Annotated in this window: 14 protein-coding genes; 5 read left to right on the plus strand and 9 right to left on the minus strand. The window is 40.0% G+C overall.

Features of this window, described 5'->3' with window-relative positions:
• A partial coding sequence (locus UQ64_RS29800; protein ID WP_209445675.1) for a transposase occupies nt 1-604 on the plus strand: 604 nt, incomplete at its 5' end.
• A gap of 194 nt (nt 605-798) precedes the next feature.
• Here UQ64_RS29800 and UQ64_RS01170 read toward each other — a convergent pair.
• The 3 genes from UQ64_RS01170 to UQ64_RS01180 all read right to left on the minus strand — a co-directional run bounded on the left by UQ64_RS01170 (nt 799) and on the right by UQ64_RS01180 (nt 3,807).
• The gene (locus tag UQ64_RS01170; RefSeq protein ID WP_060621723.1) at nt 799-1,968 is read right to left on the minus strand and encodes a DUF4179 domain-containing protein; all 1,170 of its coding nucleotides are present in this window, start codon (nt 1,966-1,968) and stop codon (nt 799-801) included.
• A complete protein-coding gene (locus tag UQ64_RS01175) occupies nt 1,955-2,488 on the minus strand; it encodes an RNA polymerase sigma factor (protein WP_060621724.1) in 534 nt (177 codons plus the stop codon). The genes UQ64_RS01170 and UQ64_RS01175 overlap by 14 nt, the downstream gene beginning before the upstream one ends.
• Before the next feature lie 281 nt (nt 2,489-2,769).
• Complete coding sequence (locus tag UQ64_RS01180) at nt 2,770-3,807, minus strand: helix-turn-helix domain-containing protein (protein ID WP_060621725.1); 1,038 nt, start codon at nt 3,805-3,807, stop codon at nt 2,770-2,772.
• Nucleotides 3,808-4,351: 544 nt separating this feature from the next.
• Here UQ64_RS01180 and UQ64_RS01185 point away from each other — a divergent pair.
• The 4 genes from UQ64_RS01185 to UQ64_RS01200 all read left to right on the plus strand — a co-directional run bounded on the left by UQ64_RS01185 (nt 4,352) and on the right by UQ64_RS01200 (nt 7,948).
• Complete coding sequence (locus UQ64_RS01185; RefSeq protein WP_060621726.1) at nt 4,352-4,996, plus strand: DEAD/DEAH box helicase family protein; 645 nt, start codon at nt 4,352-4,354, stop codon at nt 4,994-4,996.
• A 150-nt stretch (nt 4,997-5,146) separates the two neighbouring features.
• Nucleotides 5,147-5,704 (plus strand): RNA polymerase sigma factor, encoded by a 558-nt coding sequence (locus UQ64_RS01190; protein ID WP_060621727.1) that lies wholly within the window; start codon nt 5,147-5,149, stop codon nt 5,702-5,704.
• Entirely contained in the window at nt 5,701-6,654 is a 954-nt protein-coding gene (locus tag UQ64_RS01195) for a hypothetical protein (RefSeq protein ID WP_060621728.1), read from the plus strand. Before UQ64_RS01190 ends, UQ64_RS01195 begins: the two co-directional genes overlap by 4 nt.
• A gap of 325 nt (nt 6,655-6,979) precedes the next feature.
• Nucleotides 6,980-7,948 carry a helix-turn-helix transcriptional regulator gene (locus UQ64_RS01200; protein ID WP_060621729.1) on the plus strand — a complete coding sequence of 323 codons (969 nt, stop codon included), beginning with the start codon at nt 6,980-6,982 and terminating at the stop codon, nt 7,946-7,948.
• A 521-nt stretch (nt 7,949-8,469) separates the two neighbouring features.
• Here the strand turns inward: UQ64_RS01200 and UQ64_RS01205 are convergent.
• The 6 genes from UQ64_RS01205 to UQ64_RS30590 all read right to left on the minus strand — a co-directional run bounded on the left by UQ64_RS01205 (nt 8,470) and on the right by UQ64_RS30590 (nt 14,648).
• Nucleotides 8,470-10,791: a hypothetical protein gene (locus UQ64_RS01205; protein ID WP_156417412.1), complete on the minus strand. Its 2,322-nt coding sequence runs from the start codon at nt 10,789-10,791 to the stop codon at nt 8,470-8,472.
• The gene (locus UQ64_RS01210) at nt 10,760-11,446 is read right to left on the minus strand and encodes an ABC transporter ATP-binding protein (protein WP_060621731.1); all 687 of its coding nucleotides are present in this window, start codon (nt 11,444-11,446) and stop codon (nt 10,760-10,762) included. The genes UQ64_RS01205 and UQ64_RS01210 overlap by 32 nt, the downstream gene beginning before the upstream one ends.
• Nucleotides 11,421-12,674 (minus strand): zinc metalloprotease, encoded by a 1,254-nt coding sequence (locus UQ64_RS01215; RefSeq protein ID WP_060621732.1) that lies wholly within the window; start codon nt 12,672-12,674, stop codon nt 11,421-11,423. The genes UQ64_RS01210 and UQ64_RS01215 overlap by 26 nt, the downstream gene beginning before the upstream one ends.
• 11 nt (nt 12,675-12,685) lie before the next feature.
• On the minus strand, nt 12,686-14,083 hold the full coding sequence (locus UQ64_RS01220) for a radical SAM/SPASM domain-containing protein (protein WP_060621733.1): 1,398 nt from the start codon (nt 14,081-14,083) through the stop codon (nt 12,686-12,688).
• A gap of 198 nt (nt 14,084-14,281) precedes the next feature.
• Complete coding sequence (locus tag UQ64_RS30585) at nt 14,282-14,425, minus strand: hypothetical protein (RefSeq protein ID WP_156417413.1); 144 nt, start codon at nt 14,423-14,425, stop codon at nt 14,282-14,284.
• Between the two features lie 79 nt (nt 14,426-14,504).
• A complete protein-coding gene (locus UQ64_RS30590; protein ID WP_156417414.1) occupies nt 14,505-14,648 on the minus strand; it encodes a hypothetical protein in 144 nt (47 codons plus the stop codon).
• Nucleotides 14,649-14,906 lie beyond the last annotated feature (258 nt).

Below are 14,906 nucleotides of genomic sequence, written 5' to 3' on the forward strand. Positions count from 1 at the left end.
TGGGAAACAACTCCAAACACTAATCGAAAAAAGTCGCACAACGGGCATGGAAATCAATACAGTTATTGGCGACACAGCCTATTCTGAGAAAGAAAATATTCAGTATGCCAAACAAAACGAATTGCAACTCGTATCCAAATTACATCCGCAGATTACTCAAGGTGCTCGTAAAAAAGAAGATGAATTTGAGTTTAATAAAGATGCAGGGAGGTACGTTTGTAAAGCTGGGCATATGGCAATTCGTAGAGCACGTACGGGGACAAAGAATGTAGGCAGAAATCAAATATATACTTATTATTTTGATATCGATAAGTGTAAGCAATGTCCCTATAGAGAAGGATGTTATAAAGAGGGCGCACAATCAAAAACCTATTCAGTGAGTATCAAATCCACGGAGCATAGTGAGCAGCAAACTTTTCAAGAAAGTGAATATTTCAAAGAGAGAGCAAGAGAACGCTATAAAATCGAAGCGAAGAATAGTGAACTAAAACACAGACACGGGTATGATGTAGCATCTTCCTCAGGTCTCGTTGGCATGCACATGCAAGGGGCAATGGCTATATTTGCAGTAAATCTCAAAAGAATATTGACGCTATTAAAGTAAAAAACATGAGGACATATATAAAATAAAGGCGAAGTCTTACTCGAACTGGAGTCAGAATTCGCCTTTATCTATTCAGGCACATTTTACAGATTCGTAAAGTACACGTTTTTCAGTGGCCTCCAATTATGGCTTCGTCTTTTGTAGGTTCGCATACCCTTTTAATCCCAGACAATAATGTCCTTTTTACAATTGAACTATTGCACCGAAAGTACAGTCTCCAGCTCAGGGATATATTCCTTGACCATATTGTTGTCTTCCCACCGTCCTTTAACCCCAGCTGGGGCTTGACCTTCGGATACGACTAAGTACGGTTTGATGGTTACGGTACTCGGTATAGTCTTGAAGGGTTCAAAACGAATATTATAAGATTCGCTAATGGGGTGAGCACCGATGGGCTTCAGTTGAACGCCATTTTCATCCACGATGTCAAACTGAAGAGCGATGATGCCCCCGTTAGCACCCTTGTATTTCGAAGGGATAGAAGCGAGCATTTCTTCTACGCTCTGGCCCGGTTTGGTTTTGTACTCAACGGATACCTGGGTTGTGATTGGGGTGATTTCCACCTTACTGATCTGCAAGTTAATGTTATCTTGATGCTTGGTCTCCTCTGAAGTTAGAACGGTAACGGGCGTTGATTTTGTAACAGGCAGAACGAATTGGAACGGGACATCGTAACCCTTTAACGTTACATTTACAGTCAAGTCAAACTGATCAGGGAACTGGACAGTCTGTGTTGTTGTGCTCGGCTCATAATAAGTGTTCAAAACCTCAACCATTATACTGGAAGCAGTCTCACCGTCCATGTGTTCGTAACTCCAGAGCAGAGATTGGCCTTTATAGAGAACCTCTAACGTATCCACCGCCCCTTTATTGGCATCGGAAGGCGGCGAATTGGGCTCCGAAGCCAGACGGTTTCCAGGAGTAGTTAAGTTCATAAGAATTCGGGTCCCGTCAAATAACAACGTTGGAATATTCATAGTCACATCGCCATGGGTCACGCTTTGGTTTACGTTTGTGATGAAATCCTCGGCTTTTTGAACACCGGGATCTCCGTTGTTCTCGCCCCATAATGAATAGATTTGTCCCAGAACCGGAATTTGCTTGAGTGCATCAGCCATTGCGGGCGATACAAAGCCGGAAGCAAGGATTGTAACTCCAAGGATTGCAGCGGCTGCAGTGGAAAGCCACCATTTATTAAAAGTTCTTGATACATTTGTCTTTCTCTGAATGGGGGAAATGGAATTATCGGTCTCCCTGATGATTTGGTAAGTCTCATTCAGCTTGGCGCGGGCAATATCCGATAACTGATCGGGAAGTAGGCTTTGGCAGTTCTTTAATTGTTCTTCTAACTTAGTGTTCACCATGTGGCAACTCCATTTCTTGATTGAATTGAGATGAATGCTTTAGCTTTTTGCGGGCGCGATGCAGCCGGGTCTTCACGGCAACCGTAGAAATTTCGAGAATGTCGGAAATTTGACGGATCGGCATGTCCTGTAGGTAATGAAGGTGAATGACAATCCGTAGATTCTCCTCAAGATGTTGAACGGCATCCCATAATTCGATTTTCTCATAATCCTTGGAAGTGGAAGGGACTTCAGGAAGCTCTCCATAAGGGAGGGCTCTTGCGTTGTTTTTGATCATTTTGTTGCATTCATTAATCAGAATCCGGAAGATCCACGTTTTGAAAAAATCGGGCTCTCTGAGTGTATGGATGGACTTAAAGGCTTTAAGCATCGTCTCTTGCAGGGCATCTGCACAATCTTCATCTTTGTTGACGATGGACCTTGCAGTTCTATATAAAGGTAACTCTATCTCCTGCATCAACTGCACGAATGCTTCTGGGTCCCCAGCTTTGGCTTTGACGACAATAGAATTAATATGCAAAGATTTACCTGCTTTCTTGACTAAAAGTCTTAGGATGTTCGTAACGTTACTTATATATTAGATCGGGTAGATAGCTAGAAGGTTACAAGGAAAGAAAACCTACGATATCCGGGGACTGCACCGCTTGGGCAAAATTAGCACACACTAGTTCCTGCAAGCATTCTGGGTTCACAAAATAATATAGTATCTTGAGGGTTGCTTACCGAAAGCAAAAGCCCCCTCCGCTATTTTGGCGGAAAGGGCCTCGTCCATGTTATTTGGTGTTTTTAATAATGTTAGGTTTATTTATTCAACATTATCTTTAAATTTTCTATTTCTCTCTTATAAAAATCAACGGTCTTACCCTCTATGACTTTCCAGTCCCTTTCTAGTAGCTCAATTATTTCGTGAAGCTTTTCAATAGACTTATCATATTCCCCTTTTATTATATATATATGAGAAATGGCTTCAAATGCATCTGTATACTTTGGACTTGGCTGTAGTTCGTAACCTTTGGAATAGTATTCTATGGCTTCGTCGTACCTGCAAAGTTTAGCCATACAGTCTCCTCTGGAGGACCATGCAAGCCAATCCTCAGGATACAAATCAGTCATTTGCTCCCAGAGAGCCAGCGCTTGAGAAAGGTTGCCTTCTTCCTTGCATATCAGCCCTCCATATTTTTGATATAAATGACCAGGTTGGATTTGGTTCAATTGTTCCAGAATTTCTTTTGCTTCAATGCATCTGCCGTCTGCAATTAAATAGTTCATAAGCCATACATAAGCCTGCCAGTAATCTGGGTGATTTGGCACGAAATTCTTGTAATACTCAATGAGTTTATGGTGATTTGAAAAGTTCCAGTCAAAAATGATTCCATTCTCTGCATCTCGCAAAGCATTATGATTACTTTTGCTGTCCGGAGCTAGTAGCAGTGCATCCTTGGCATAATGGGAAGCCAATTCACGGTGCTCATCTGAACGATGAATGTGTAACTGAGCTAGCAAGGTGAGGGATGGGGATTTTTTTTGCTCATCCGTTAGTTTTTCTTTTAAAAATTGTTCAGCATAGTTAAAATCGTCTTCGGATATAAAATGTTCAGTACTAATCATATTTCCAATTCGTTCTAAATGGGTATCATCGGTTAATGCAAATAATTCATCAATTGTAACACCAAAAATCACGGATAAATCAGGAAGAATTTGAATATCAGGCATGGTTACATTGTTTTCCCACTTGGATACTGCTTGAGATGACATATTCATTTTTGCTGCAAGTTCTTCCTGAGTCATTCCTTTTTGTAATCGTAGTGTTTTGATTTTTTTTCCTATCTCAATATTCATTTGGATAACCTCCAATTTGTATCATTTCGACTAGTCAATTGAATTATAACTTTTTGTATAAAATATCCTCAATGACCGCTTAGTTAAGCGAATTAACCTATCAGGTTACCTTGGTAGTCTATGCCTAATTATTCTGGTTACGATTTCAGATTTATCGACAATTCTGCTCTGAGGGTTGGGGGAGAGGAAATGTAAAAAAAATTACTTGTCGATTTTCTTTCCCAAGGTTGCAGAGCATATCTTGTTATGACATACTCGTCAGCAAATGGTTCACTAAGTTAAACGATTGAACGAGACGAAAAGAAATGGAGGTTTCTTGATGAAAACGATGATCATTGAAAAATACGGGAAAAGTCCTCAAAGCGAAAGAATATTAAAGATAAAGTGACAGGGAATTTAACCCAACTCGTAGAATATAACTACTTGTGCCAAGAAAGGAGAATTCCTATGTGTTTTTACTGTTATAGAATGATAAGAATCCGCCACCTCCCCGAAACCAACATGTTAAAGTAAGATACTACACAAATCATATGGGGTGTATCGGATGAAGATAAATAATGATTATTTGAAGGAACAATTAAAACATGTTTACTGGCTTAATGGAGGACCTTGTGCTGGGAAGACTACCATGACCAAGAAATTTGTAGAGGAACTAGGCTTTCAAACATTGGGTGATGATGTCTTAAAATATAGACCATTCACTAGTCCTGTTGAATACCCTGCCCTTCAATTTCCTAATCCTGATTTGGATTGGAATAAGTGGTTCAATAAACCCGTAGATGAGCACTGCCAGTGGCTATTTCAAATCGTCGAAGAGATGATGGACTTCTTTATCATTGATTTGTTGAAAATGCCTAATGACAAACCAATAATAATTGATCTAGGAATAATGCCTGAGCGTATACTACCGTTTATCCCAGAAGAGAGAATGATTTGTTTTTATACGTCCAACGAAGAGATCGAGAGATTATATTACTTTAGAGAAGATCATAAGATGATTTTGGACTGTATTAACGCCTACACGACAAATCCAGAAGAAACGATTAAGCACGGGAACAAATCTATGGTTAAGTTCTCCAATGAAATAAAGGATGCTTGTACTAAAATAGGGATCAAAACCGTTGAAAGAATACCAAGTATGAGTGTGGAAGAACAATTTAGGTTAGTTAGAGAACATTTTGAATTGTAGAGATGACCAAAAGGTAAATCCATTCCAAGAACCCCTTCCTTGTTTAGGAGGGGGTTGTCTTTATATATTGGTGTAAATTTTAATATAAGTGCAACCCATTCTACGGATTTTCTACTATATAGATAAGAGTGTTTAAAAGGAGAATAACGGATGGAAGACCAAGGAATAGTCCACTTATATCTACAGCGCTCACAGCAAGCTATTTTAGAGACTAAGAATAAATATGGGGCTTATTGCAGAGTGATTGCAAGAAACATTATTTCAAATTTCTCTGATGTTGAAGAGTGTGAGAATGATACATACTTAGCTGCATGGAATGCAATACCGCCTAATCTGCCTAGGAATTTTCCTGTATTTCTAGGGAGGATCACCCGTAATATTGCGCTTGATAAGTATGGTTATAACACAGCGAAAAAGCGTAATCGTGAGTTTGAAGTCATTCTAACTGAACTAGAAGAATGTTTAGCCTCACCTGATACTGTAGAAACAGAGTATGAAGAAGGTGAGGTAGCAAACTTAATAAATCAATTTTTATACGGCATAGATGAGCAAGCAAGAAACATATTTATTGGAAGGTACTGGTATTCCTATTCAATAGATGAGCTTTCAATGAGATTTAATATGAGTAGTAGTAAAGTGAAATCTATATTATTTAGGACAAGAAATAAACTTAGAGTTCATCTAGACAAAGAGGGGGTTAACCTATGAAAAAAGAAGATTTATTTAAGGAGATCGGACTCATTGATGAGAACTTAATTAATGCGGCTGGGCACAATGGAACAGAGAAAAGGAAGAAAGGCATCTCTAAAAAATGGGTTGTTCTGGTTGCCTGTCTAATCCTGTATAGTTCAACCGCTTCAGCTTTATTAGCAACAGAATATTATAAAAATCAAAATTCAGAGCCTTACATACGTTATTTAAAAGCTGAAGACATGGAGTTAGAACCTACTGCTCAATATGAAGCGGAAAAATTTCTACATGCTTTAAAAAGTGATAATAATGAATATGTATATATTGCTATTAATAGGCTGGTAGAATCCTTTAATGACCAAAAGTTGAGAGTAAAAGCGTTAAAGGAACTTCAGCCATTTTTAAAAAATGAGAATCAAAAAATTGCCGATGCGGCTGCGTTTGCCGTCGATATTTTGTCAAAAAGTTATCGGAGCCCCTATATTGTTAAATTAGCAGACGGAAGTATGGTATTTACGTTGTTTAATAATTATTCGGATTATGGAAGTCAAAATGTTATTTGGAGAATAAAAGACAATGTGCTTAAAGAGTATTTAAGTTTTTCTACACCATCTATGTATGTTACAAAAATTGTTCCTTCACCCAATCATAAGTTAGTTGCGATTGTAACATGCTCTAATAAAAGTAATTTCGTTCAAATTAGTAATATTGAAGAGGGAATGACGAGTCCAGAGTTAATAGAATCTGCAAGAGTCAAATATGGTGCACAAAAAGAATTAGATACATGGATTCGCACAGATCATGAGAATTATAGCTATGCAGATAAGTTAGTGTGGAAAGACAATGATACTTTAGCATTTGAGGGTTCTCTTGCCTACCAGAATACTGAAATTATTGAAAATGTTACTGTAAAATATCAGTTTAGTAAAAAGATAATAGAAGTAAAAGAGCTTAATACGTCTAGATGAGAACATGCCCCGGCGGCTCCTGTTATAGTTTTCGCTTACTTATGATATGGTTCACCGTATCAGACGGCAAGTTTTCAATGAAAAGCTCGCAGAGATTTCAAAAGTTTATTATTGGCATGGGTGCGGAATTTTAATAAGACATACTCAGCGATTAAGTCAGCCGCAACGGTGTCTCCGCACTTTTTCGGATGATAAAATATGCGCTGCCTAGTTGCAAATTGATATGATACAGACTAAATAGTGGTTTCCGCAAGTAGAATCAAGCAATGCAATTTCCATTACTCTACAATGACTATAGAGTGGTTGAAACGAGGTGGACAGACGAATGTACGAGTGGCACAAGCAAATCCAAATAATCGTTGATGAAATTGACGAGTGTATTAAAAATCGTAACGGTGAAGCAATAACGCTACGATTTCTTTCTCGCAAGTTAGGTTATTCCGAATTTCACACTACGAGAAAATTCAAGGAAATATCGGGTATGCAATTTAGGGATTATCTACGGCATAGAAAATTAGCCTTTGCACTAAAAGAAGTTCGGGATAGTGAAAAAAGCCTTTTAGATATTGCTTTTGATTATGGTTTTTCATCACATGAAGCTTTTACCAGAGCCTTTAAGGGAACATATGGTGTAACTCCAAGCGAATACCGAAAAAAGCCTAAGCCTGTCGTTCTTCGTACAAAAATAAACCCTTTCGACCGCTACTTTTTGGGATTGGGAGAGATTGGTATGATGAAATCTACAGACAATGTTAAAATCTATTTTATAACCATCCCCGCTCACAAATTTCTGCACATTAAAAACTATGAGAGTAACGGGTATTGGGATTTTTGGCAAAAGCAAAGTCTTATTCCGGGACAGGACTGCGAAACCATTTGCGGCCTACTCGATAGTATCAAGGGCAAACTGGATGACGATGGCGGGAGCGAACCTAACGGCGGCAGCGGTCAGATTATGGCGTACATTAATGACCCTGACGGCAGACTCTGCGATTGGGGTATTCCGCGTACAGAGTGTCATGGTGTACGACTTCCTTTTGATTATAAAGGCGAAGTACCACCACAAATGCTTATGATTGATGTTCCCGAAGCCGAATATATTGTCTTTGAACATGGGCCATTCGATTATGAGCAGGAAAATCGTAGTGTGGAGGAAAAGATTGAAGAGGCAATGGCAATTTTTGATTTTGCAGGCACTGGTTACTGCTTTGATACTTCCCCCGGTCGAATAATTTACTTTTATTTTAATCCGGAGCGGTATTTTAAGTATATCAGACCAGTGCGGAAGTCATAATCAATAAAAGCACCTGCCCAATGGGGTAGGTGCTTTACTACATATGATAACGTCCTGACACCGCTCCTTCACAGATAATGACTTCCAAGCCAGTCAAAACAGATTAAGCAGGGAAGCAAAAGGGTGCGGCTATGTGCTGATGAAGAAAATAAGCAGACTGTAGTGTTGTCTCCGCAACCATATAGCCGCATGATTAGTTGGATTATCTGCTTTAGAAGCAATATAAGTTTAAAGGGTACCTATTGGGGGTACCCTTTAAACTTGCCGTTATAGACAGCGCGGTGAACCATATCATAAGTAGCGGCAAGTTTTTTTTAGAAAAACTCGCAGGAGCCTGTATTTATAGCATGCCGACTATAAAGAAGGGTTAGGCGACACTCCGGTCGGAACGATGCGTGAGCAGGCTTCTGCGAGCTTTTTTGAACAACGGTATGGAACTAAGACTATATCGGTATAATCGCAATCCTGCCAGCTAATGCTGCATCCGCACTTGAAACAATAATTTGGATTTAGCCCACGAATTAAACTTGCTCCCGCAGCTCTTCAAAACCTTGGGCCCGCTGGAGCAGCCGGAACGGAATGAAGAAGATAACAGCTACAATTCCGAGAGCACATGATACAGGGATTACTATGGTTTCTGCCGCTATATTGACGTTTACTTTAAATATTACTTCCAAAGCTAAACTTAGCACGGCTATATACAAGCCGAGAGACATCAGCAGGCTCAGCAGCATCGCATAAACGGATTTTAATCCCAGATGCTTATACAAGAACCCTTTTCCTACACCAAGTGCCCGTATGATCACAGAATCCTTATACTCATTCAAGTAATTCATGTAAATGAGGTTGAGATTGAAAAGGACGGATGAGAAAATACAAATCCAGCATAGCCATTTAAAAATGGTCAAGAAATCGGCCATGCGTTTCATAATCGCCATGCCCATTATGCTGATATGCATAAGTGAAACGCCGCTTACATTTTCTTTAAATGAGCTGGAATCGGCTTTTACAAGAAACAGCAGGCTCCCTTTCGATTCGTTGACGGCAGGCTTCAGGATAAATGCCGGATTTACCTGTCCGGCTTCGTAGATCCCTTTGACTCTGTAATTTTTTGTGGCTCCGTCCAGCTCCAGCTTGAGCGTGCCGCCTACTTTTACCTCAATTTGTTCACTGAAAGCAGAGGAAATAAGCACATCGTCAGCCGAACCCTGGAATACATCCTCACCCTCCAGAATTTTATATTTAATGTGATAATCGTCTTCATTAATACTGCAGATTTGGGCTGATTTTGACGAGCCTTGAGCGGTTAGCAGGGTTCCTGATTGCCGGTACAGCTTGGTATATCCGTCTACCTCAGCCGACTCCTTTAAGGCGTTCTCCAGCTTGGCCGGGTCGTCGCTGACGGCCAGATAATTATAATTTAGCTTTTGCTCCACTCCGGCAGTATAGCTGTCCCGGACCGTTTTCTCCAATGTATAGCCGACCAGCAGAAATAGACTGGTTAGAGTTAGGCTTAATACGGTAATGACAAAGGCATAACGATTGGCCTTAATATTTTTGGCGGTGTAATGCACAAGCTTGTTTTTTAACGGAAGGGATGACAGCAGCTTAATGCACCATAGAGTAATCACGAAAAAAAAGCCGATATATGCCACAATGACTATACTGCTAAGCAGCGCTGATCCCCTGCCCAGATAAACGGCGTAGACCACCAGAGTCAAAAGGGCAAATAGAACAGACAACCAGGTCACTTTGCGCTTGGATGCTTTCCAGGAAATATTGTCGCCCCGTATAACAAATAAAGGATGTATAGCTTCCAGAGCTTTTGTGGCGATATTGATAAAGATAAAATAGATCAACAGAAACAGCAAAAATCCGGCAAGTACCCTGCCGATTAGAGATGAATCATATTCTGTGTTATGAATACCGCTTCTTACAAGCAGTTGCCGGGCCAGAGGGATACTGGCGATACTGCCAAGGAGAACCGGAATGATAAACACCAGATATAGCTCCATCCGCAGCGCCTTTTTGATAGATTTCATCCGGATGGACAATAATCTCATTATGGCGATATCCTGCTGGCGTTGAACGATAATCATAAAGATCCCGCTAAGCACGGATAAAATAGTCATAATATAACTCATCGTATTAAGTATGTTCAGCGTGGTCGCATTGGTATTGAGCTCGGTTTGAATCTCCTGCTTTTTGTCTTCAATAGTAGAATAGGTATAGCCCGGTTCAATGGTCTTTAGTTCGGATTTTACTTCATCGATCCGATCGCCATTAATCAAGGTTATGAAGTTATTCGGCATTTCATTGGTAAGAGGATAAAAGGAAACCTTTCCGTATCCAATCATCTCAGACTGTCCATCAACGGCTCTTGATGTGCTCTCGATATCTTTAACCGTGTAAGTCTGGTTACCTATGCTTACCTGATCAGCTTGTTTAATGTTTAATTCTTCAGCCAAAGGTGCAAACAGAATGATTTCATCTTCCTGCAAGCCAAAATCACCAATGATCAGACTGCCGAGGATTTCACTTTCATCATGCTTAAACGTAGTTGAAAATGCACTTTGTTTGCTGATCTGAAGTCCATCCGTTTTTAGCTCATCGAGTTTCCGGTCATAGGCACTCGAGGCGTAGGTAGCCTCAACTTTTAGATCCGCACCATTCAATTCTTCTACTTGACCTGTCAGAAAATGCTCTGTTTCCGAAATTATCTGGGGGATAGCCAGCGAGATGCTTACGGCTATCACGACGGATAGCATAACAAACAGGTAAAGCAGAAGATTACTCTTTTGCTTACGCGTATTATATAGCTTGAACACTGTTCTCCACTCCAAGGATTTCACCCCCGTTTAAAACGATTTTACGTTCTCCCATTTCACCAATCTCCTTATCATGGGTCACAATGACCAGTGCACAACCGGTACGCCTGCGGGTTTCAAGCAGCAGGTCCATGACCATACCGCTGTTATCCGCATCCAGTGCACCTGTAGGTTCGTCACATAACAGCACCTGTGGGTTATTTACCAATGCCCGTACAATAGCCACTCTTTGCGCTTCCCCGCCGGACAGGGATTTGACGTTATTTTTCGATTTATTGCTGATACCAACCAGATCCAGCAGCTCAAGAGCTGTGTTTTTTTTCACTTTGTAGCTTAACTTTGAACTCATTGGAAGAATGATATTATCAAGCACGTTCAAGCACTGGATTAAATTTGCGTTCTGAAAAATGAGACCAATCTTTTCCCGCCGCAGCTGCTCTAGGTTTTTTTCCTTCTTGAAATTCACCAGCTTATCATCAAAATACACGCTGCCGGAAGTCGGCTCCGTCAATAAAGCGGCAATATTCAGCAGAGTAGACTTTCCGCAGCCTGAGGGCCCCATAATAGTAATGAATTCATGACCATTGATTGTAAGATCGATGCCCTGAAGGATCTTGTTCTCTCCCTCGCCATCGATGAAGGTCTTATGTATATCCTTTAGCCTGATCATGACGTTGCTCCCCGCTTATTAGTTTTTTTGCGATATTTATCAGGATACGGACGATCGTGAAGCTTAAAAAGAATAACGGCAAAATAAAGATAAACGTCTTATTGACCATAGCCAGTGCAGAACTCCACTCGCTGGCCTGGATGTCATTAAATATAGTGATGGAATTGCTTTTAATGGTATCCAGATTCCCTATGACCTTAATCGTCAGAATGATACCCAGAACTGCCATTACTGTGGTGGAAAGGGTGTAGACCAATGCAAACACGGTATAAATCTTCTGCTCTTTTCTGCTATTAACCTTTACTAACGGTGCTTCTTCACGTTTCCCAAAAGCCCCCTTTACCACTTTTATAGCTATGCCGAAAGCATTGCTGGATATGTTATCTAATTTCAAATAATCACAGAGTATCCAATATCCGTCAAGTTTTATAAATGGTATTAAATTCATCATAGTCATCCCAATAATGGCAATAGACACAATGTAGAAGAAGCTATTATGTGATACAAAGGCAATTGCTGTAAGTGGAATAATGGTAATGAGCTGAAAATAAATGCCGCCGATGTCTACAAGCACTCTTTTTTTATGATCCAATCTCCAAGCATTGGTCATATCAACATACATAACCGGATAAAAAAGATACAACCCAATTCCTATGGCTCCTACTCTAATCTGCTGTTTATACGCTGCAGCAACGTGTCCGAACTCGTGAATAATCAATGAAAGATAGCCCAGCAATATAAATCCCAGTGAATTTACCTGAGTAAGGCCAAAGCCGCTGGTCATCACTTGATAGGCTGAAAGTACGCCACTGAATAGAATAAGGAGTAGCATTACGATCGAGACCCATTTTACATAAAACACCTTTAGGATCCCGAATAACCATGAGAGCCTGTTTGAATTAATGAGGGGGAGGTGCCACCACATATAGCTGCTCCCTTTTCCCTTTGTATCATAATTCATTCCTTCTAATATGGAATTTCCAACTATGAAATCATCAACAAATTTATTTAGATCATCAGGGCTTAAAGAAATATTCATTTCCATCAGCTCTGATTGAACCTGCAGTATCGTTTTCGTCCCGTCAAAACAGTCCATTATTATTTTGGCAGTAACCGATACTTTTATATGCTGTCTTTCGTTAAAGGAAAGCATATATTTATCCGGGATTCCCTCGCCGGTCTCTACTCTCCAGTCATACTCCTTTAGTTTAAGAAAGTCATAATCCACGTTTCTCTCCCCTATTGATTTAATATAGTACGTTTAATGTGAAATACATATTTCTCAATGGTGCTTGCAATATCACTGCAGACTACATCATCCATATCCTGGTTGCGTTCTATGGCTGCAACTGCACACCCGCCTCCGCACAGAAAGGCGTACTTGCAGTCCTGACATTTTTCAAGACGGAAGACACTACGGTCAAACCATTTTGCAGTATCTTCTTCATTTAATCGGACTCCGTTTTCATCAAAGGTTCCAATTGTGTGCTTTCCTTTGCCCGCATAGGTAAGACAGGTTGTTATATTTCCATCCGGGGAAAAACCAAAGTTACTGCCAGAAGTAGCTTCGCAATAATCCAGCTTCCACGGCTTCATCTGGTTTTTTGAATCAAAGAAAAAGCTAAGGAAACCAATGGAAGGAGACACAATCCCTTTAATGAAGCCTTCTTCATTTCCGTATAAACGCTCTGAAAGCAAGGTATCCAAAAGTTCATGCTCTGTCAGGATATCTTCACCAACTCCGCAAAAGTCCAGCACAGGGGATGCATACGGGTAAAACAAAGGATTCTGATCCCATTGGTTTGACTTAATTACAGCTTCAAGCTCTCGCAAGCTTTTTATGTTCGATTTATCAACATTAATGCGCAGCGCAACCTTGATTCCCAGATCGAGTACTCTGTTAATATTGCGGCAGATTTGATCAAAGCTTCCCGAACCATCGGCACGAATTCTTCTGACATCGTGAATTTCTTTGTTACCGTCAACGGTTATCTGCAGATGCAGCAGCTTAACATATCGCTCAAAAAGACCGAGATAGGGTTGTATAGTAGTTGCATTAGTGATGATTTTGACGAGTATCCCGTTAGCTTCGGCAAATTTAAGGATTCTGCTGATTACAGGATAGTTGGTCTTCAGCAACGGTTCTCCTCCAAAAACATTTATAGTTGCAGGCGTATCGCCTTTCAGTCTGATCCGTTCCTCTTTACTATTTTCCAGCGTTTCGGAAATGTATTTAAATATGGTATCCAGCTGTGTATCTGTCATCAAATTATAATTGATATGCTGATCATCGGATTCGAAACAATATGTGCATCTCAGATTGCAGCCCATGGTTGGACAAATGGTAAAGTTAGTGATTATCTTCCGTTTTGCTAATTCTTGATGTACCAGCTTATAACGGTTAATAGTATCCTTTTCCATCTGCGCATTTTCAAAAAGATAGCCCCGGCTCATCAATTGCTGGTAAAGCTCCTCATCTTCATTGCTTTCAATATTCTTTATTCCGCTTTGCATATCCTCAATTTTAGATCTCGTTTCCTGGTCGATAATATCCATGGCACTGGTCAACGAATTGATTGCCAGACTGTGTTCTTCATCAAGAGGATACATTAATATGTATTTAGTCAGTACTGCCATTTGCCATTCTCCTTAAAAAGAAATAATAAATGCTTCCCTGTTCCGGAAATATCATTTTACAGATATAAACGAACCCGGAACACGGAAGCAGTTGTTTGATTTAACGGAGTACTTCTAATCAAAATATGTAGTGACCACAGCGTTAGCCGAATAAAATATGAAGTACAGTTGCATTAAGCTAAAGAGAATACTACTCTTTTAGAAAATGCATGAAAAGCTTAAACAGGAGACGTCAACCTTCAAACAGAAGCAATCAAAACACCAGGCATATTCATCTCTGATCTCCATAGCTTCAACTGTTACATCAGACCACAGCATGGCTTGTGCGTTTAATGATTTCATCGTTAAATCCTCCTTTAATAGTCAATAATAATGGAAGCAATAACTTAAAAAAATTGAGGAAAGCGGTCGTGCCGTTAAATTAGAAAATACATCCAAAGCTTACACAGGAAATGTCGATTTTTAGGCAGAAGCAATCAAAGCACCAGGCGTATTCATCTCTGATTTCCATTGCTTCTACTGTTACATCGGACCACAAAGTAGCTTGCTCGTTTAATGATTTCATAGTTTCACCTCCTTTTATTAATCTAATATCCATAGCTAAAATCTAAATGGAGAAAGCCGTATCACCACCATATAGGCTTAGAAAATGCATGAAAATGAAATGCAGCTAAAGCATGTAATAATGGGTCTGGGAGCGAAATCAAGGCAATTAAAGCACCAGGCATATTCATCTCTGGTCTCCATTGCTTCAACCGTTACCTCGGACCACAATACGGCTTGTCCATTTAATGATTATGGAAAATATATAATTCACATACTT

This window comes from Paenibacillus etheri (assembly GCF_001012825.1).
GTDB lineage: Bacteria > Bacillota > Bacilli > Paenibacillales > Paenibacillaceae > Paenibacillus_AQ > Paenibacillus_AQ etheri.

Bases quoted from the DNA above. Each gene is read 5' to 3' on its own strand.
- UQ64_RS01170 (WP_060621723.1), bottom strand. From the start codon at position 1,968: ATGGTGAACACTAAGTTAGAAGAACAATTAAAGAACTGCCAAAGCCTA.
- UQ64_RS01180 (WP_060621725.1), bottom strand. From the start codon at position 3,807: ATGAATATTGAGATAGGAAAAAAAATCAAAACACTACGATTACAAAAA.
- UQ64_RS01185 (WP_060621726.1), top strand. From the start codon at position 4,352: ATGAAGATAAATAATGATTATTTGAAGGAACAATTAAAACATGTTTAC.
- UQ64_RS01190 (WP_060621727.1), top strand. From the start codon at position 5,147: ATGGAAGACCAAGGAATAGTCCACTTATATCTACAGCGCTCACAGCAA.
- UQ64_RS01195 (WP_060621728.1), top strand. From the start codon at position 5,701: ATGAAAAAAGAAGATTTATTTAAGGAGATCGGACTCATTGATGAGAAC.
- UQ64_RS01200 (WP_060621729.1), top strand. From the start codon at position 6,980: ATGTACGAGTGGCACAAGCAAATCCAAATAATCGTTGATGAAATTGAC.
- UQ64_RS01210 (WP_060621731.1), bottom strand. From the start codon at position 11,446: ATGATCAGGCTAAAGGATATACATAAGACCTTCATCGATGGCGAGGGA.
- UQ64_RS01220 (WP_060621733.1), bottom strand. From the start codon at position 14,083: ATGGCAGTACTGACTAAATACATATTAATGTATCCTCTTGATGAAGAA.
- UQ64_RS30585 (WP_156417413.1), bottom strand. From the start codon at position 14,425: ATGAAATCATTAAACGCACAAGCCATGCTGTGGTCTGATGTAACAGTT.
- UQ64_RS30590 (WP_156417414.1), bottom strand. From the start codon at position 14,648: ATGAAATCATTAAACGAGCAAGCTACTTTGTGGTCCGATGTAACAGTA.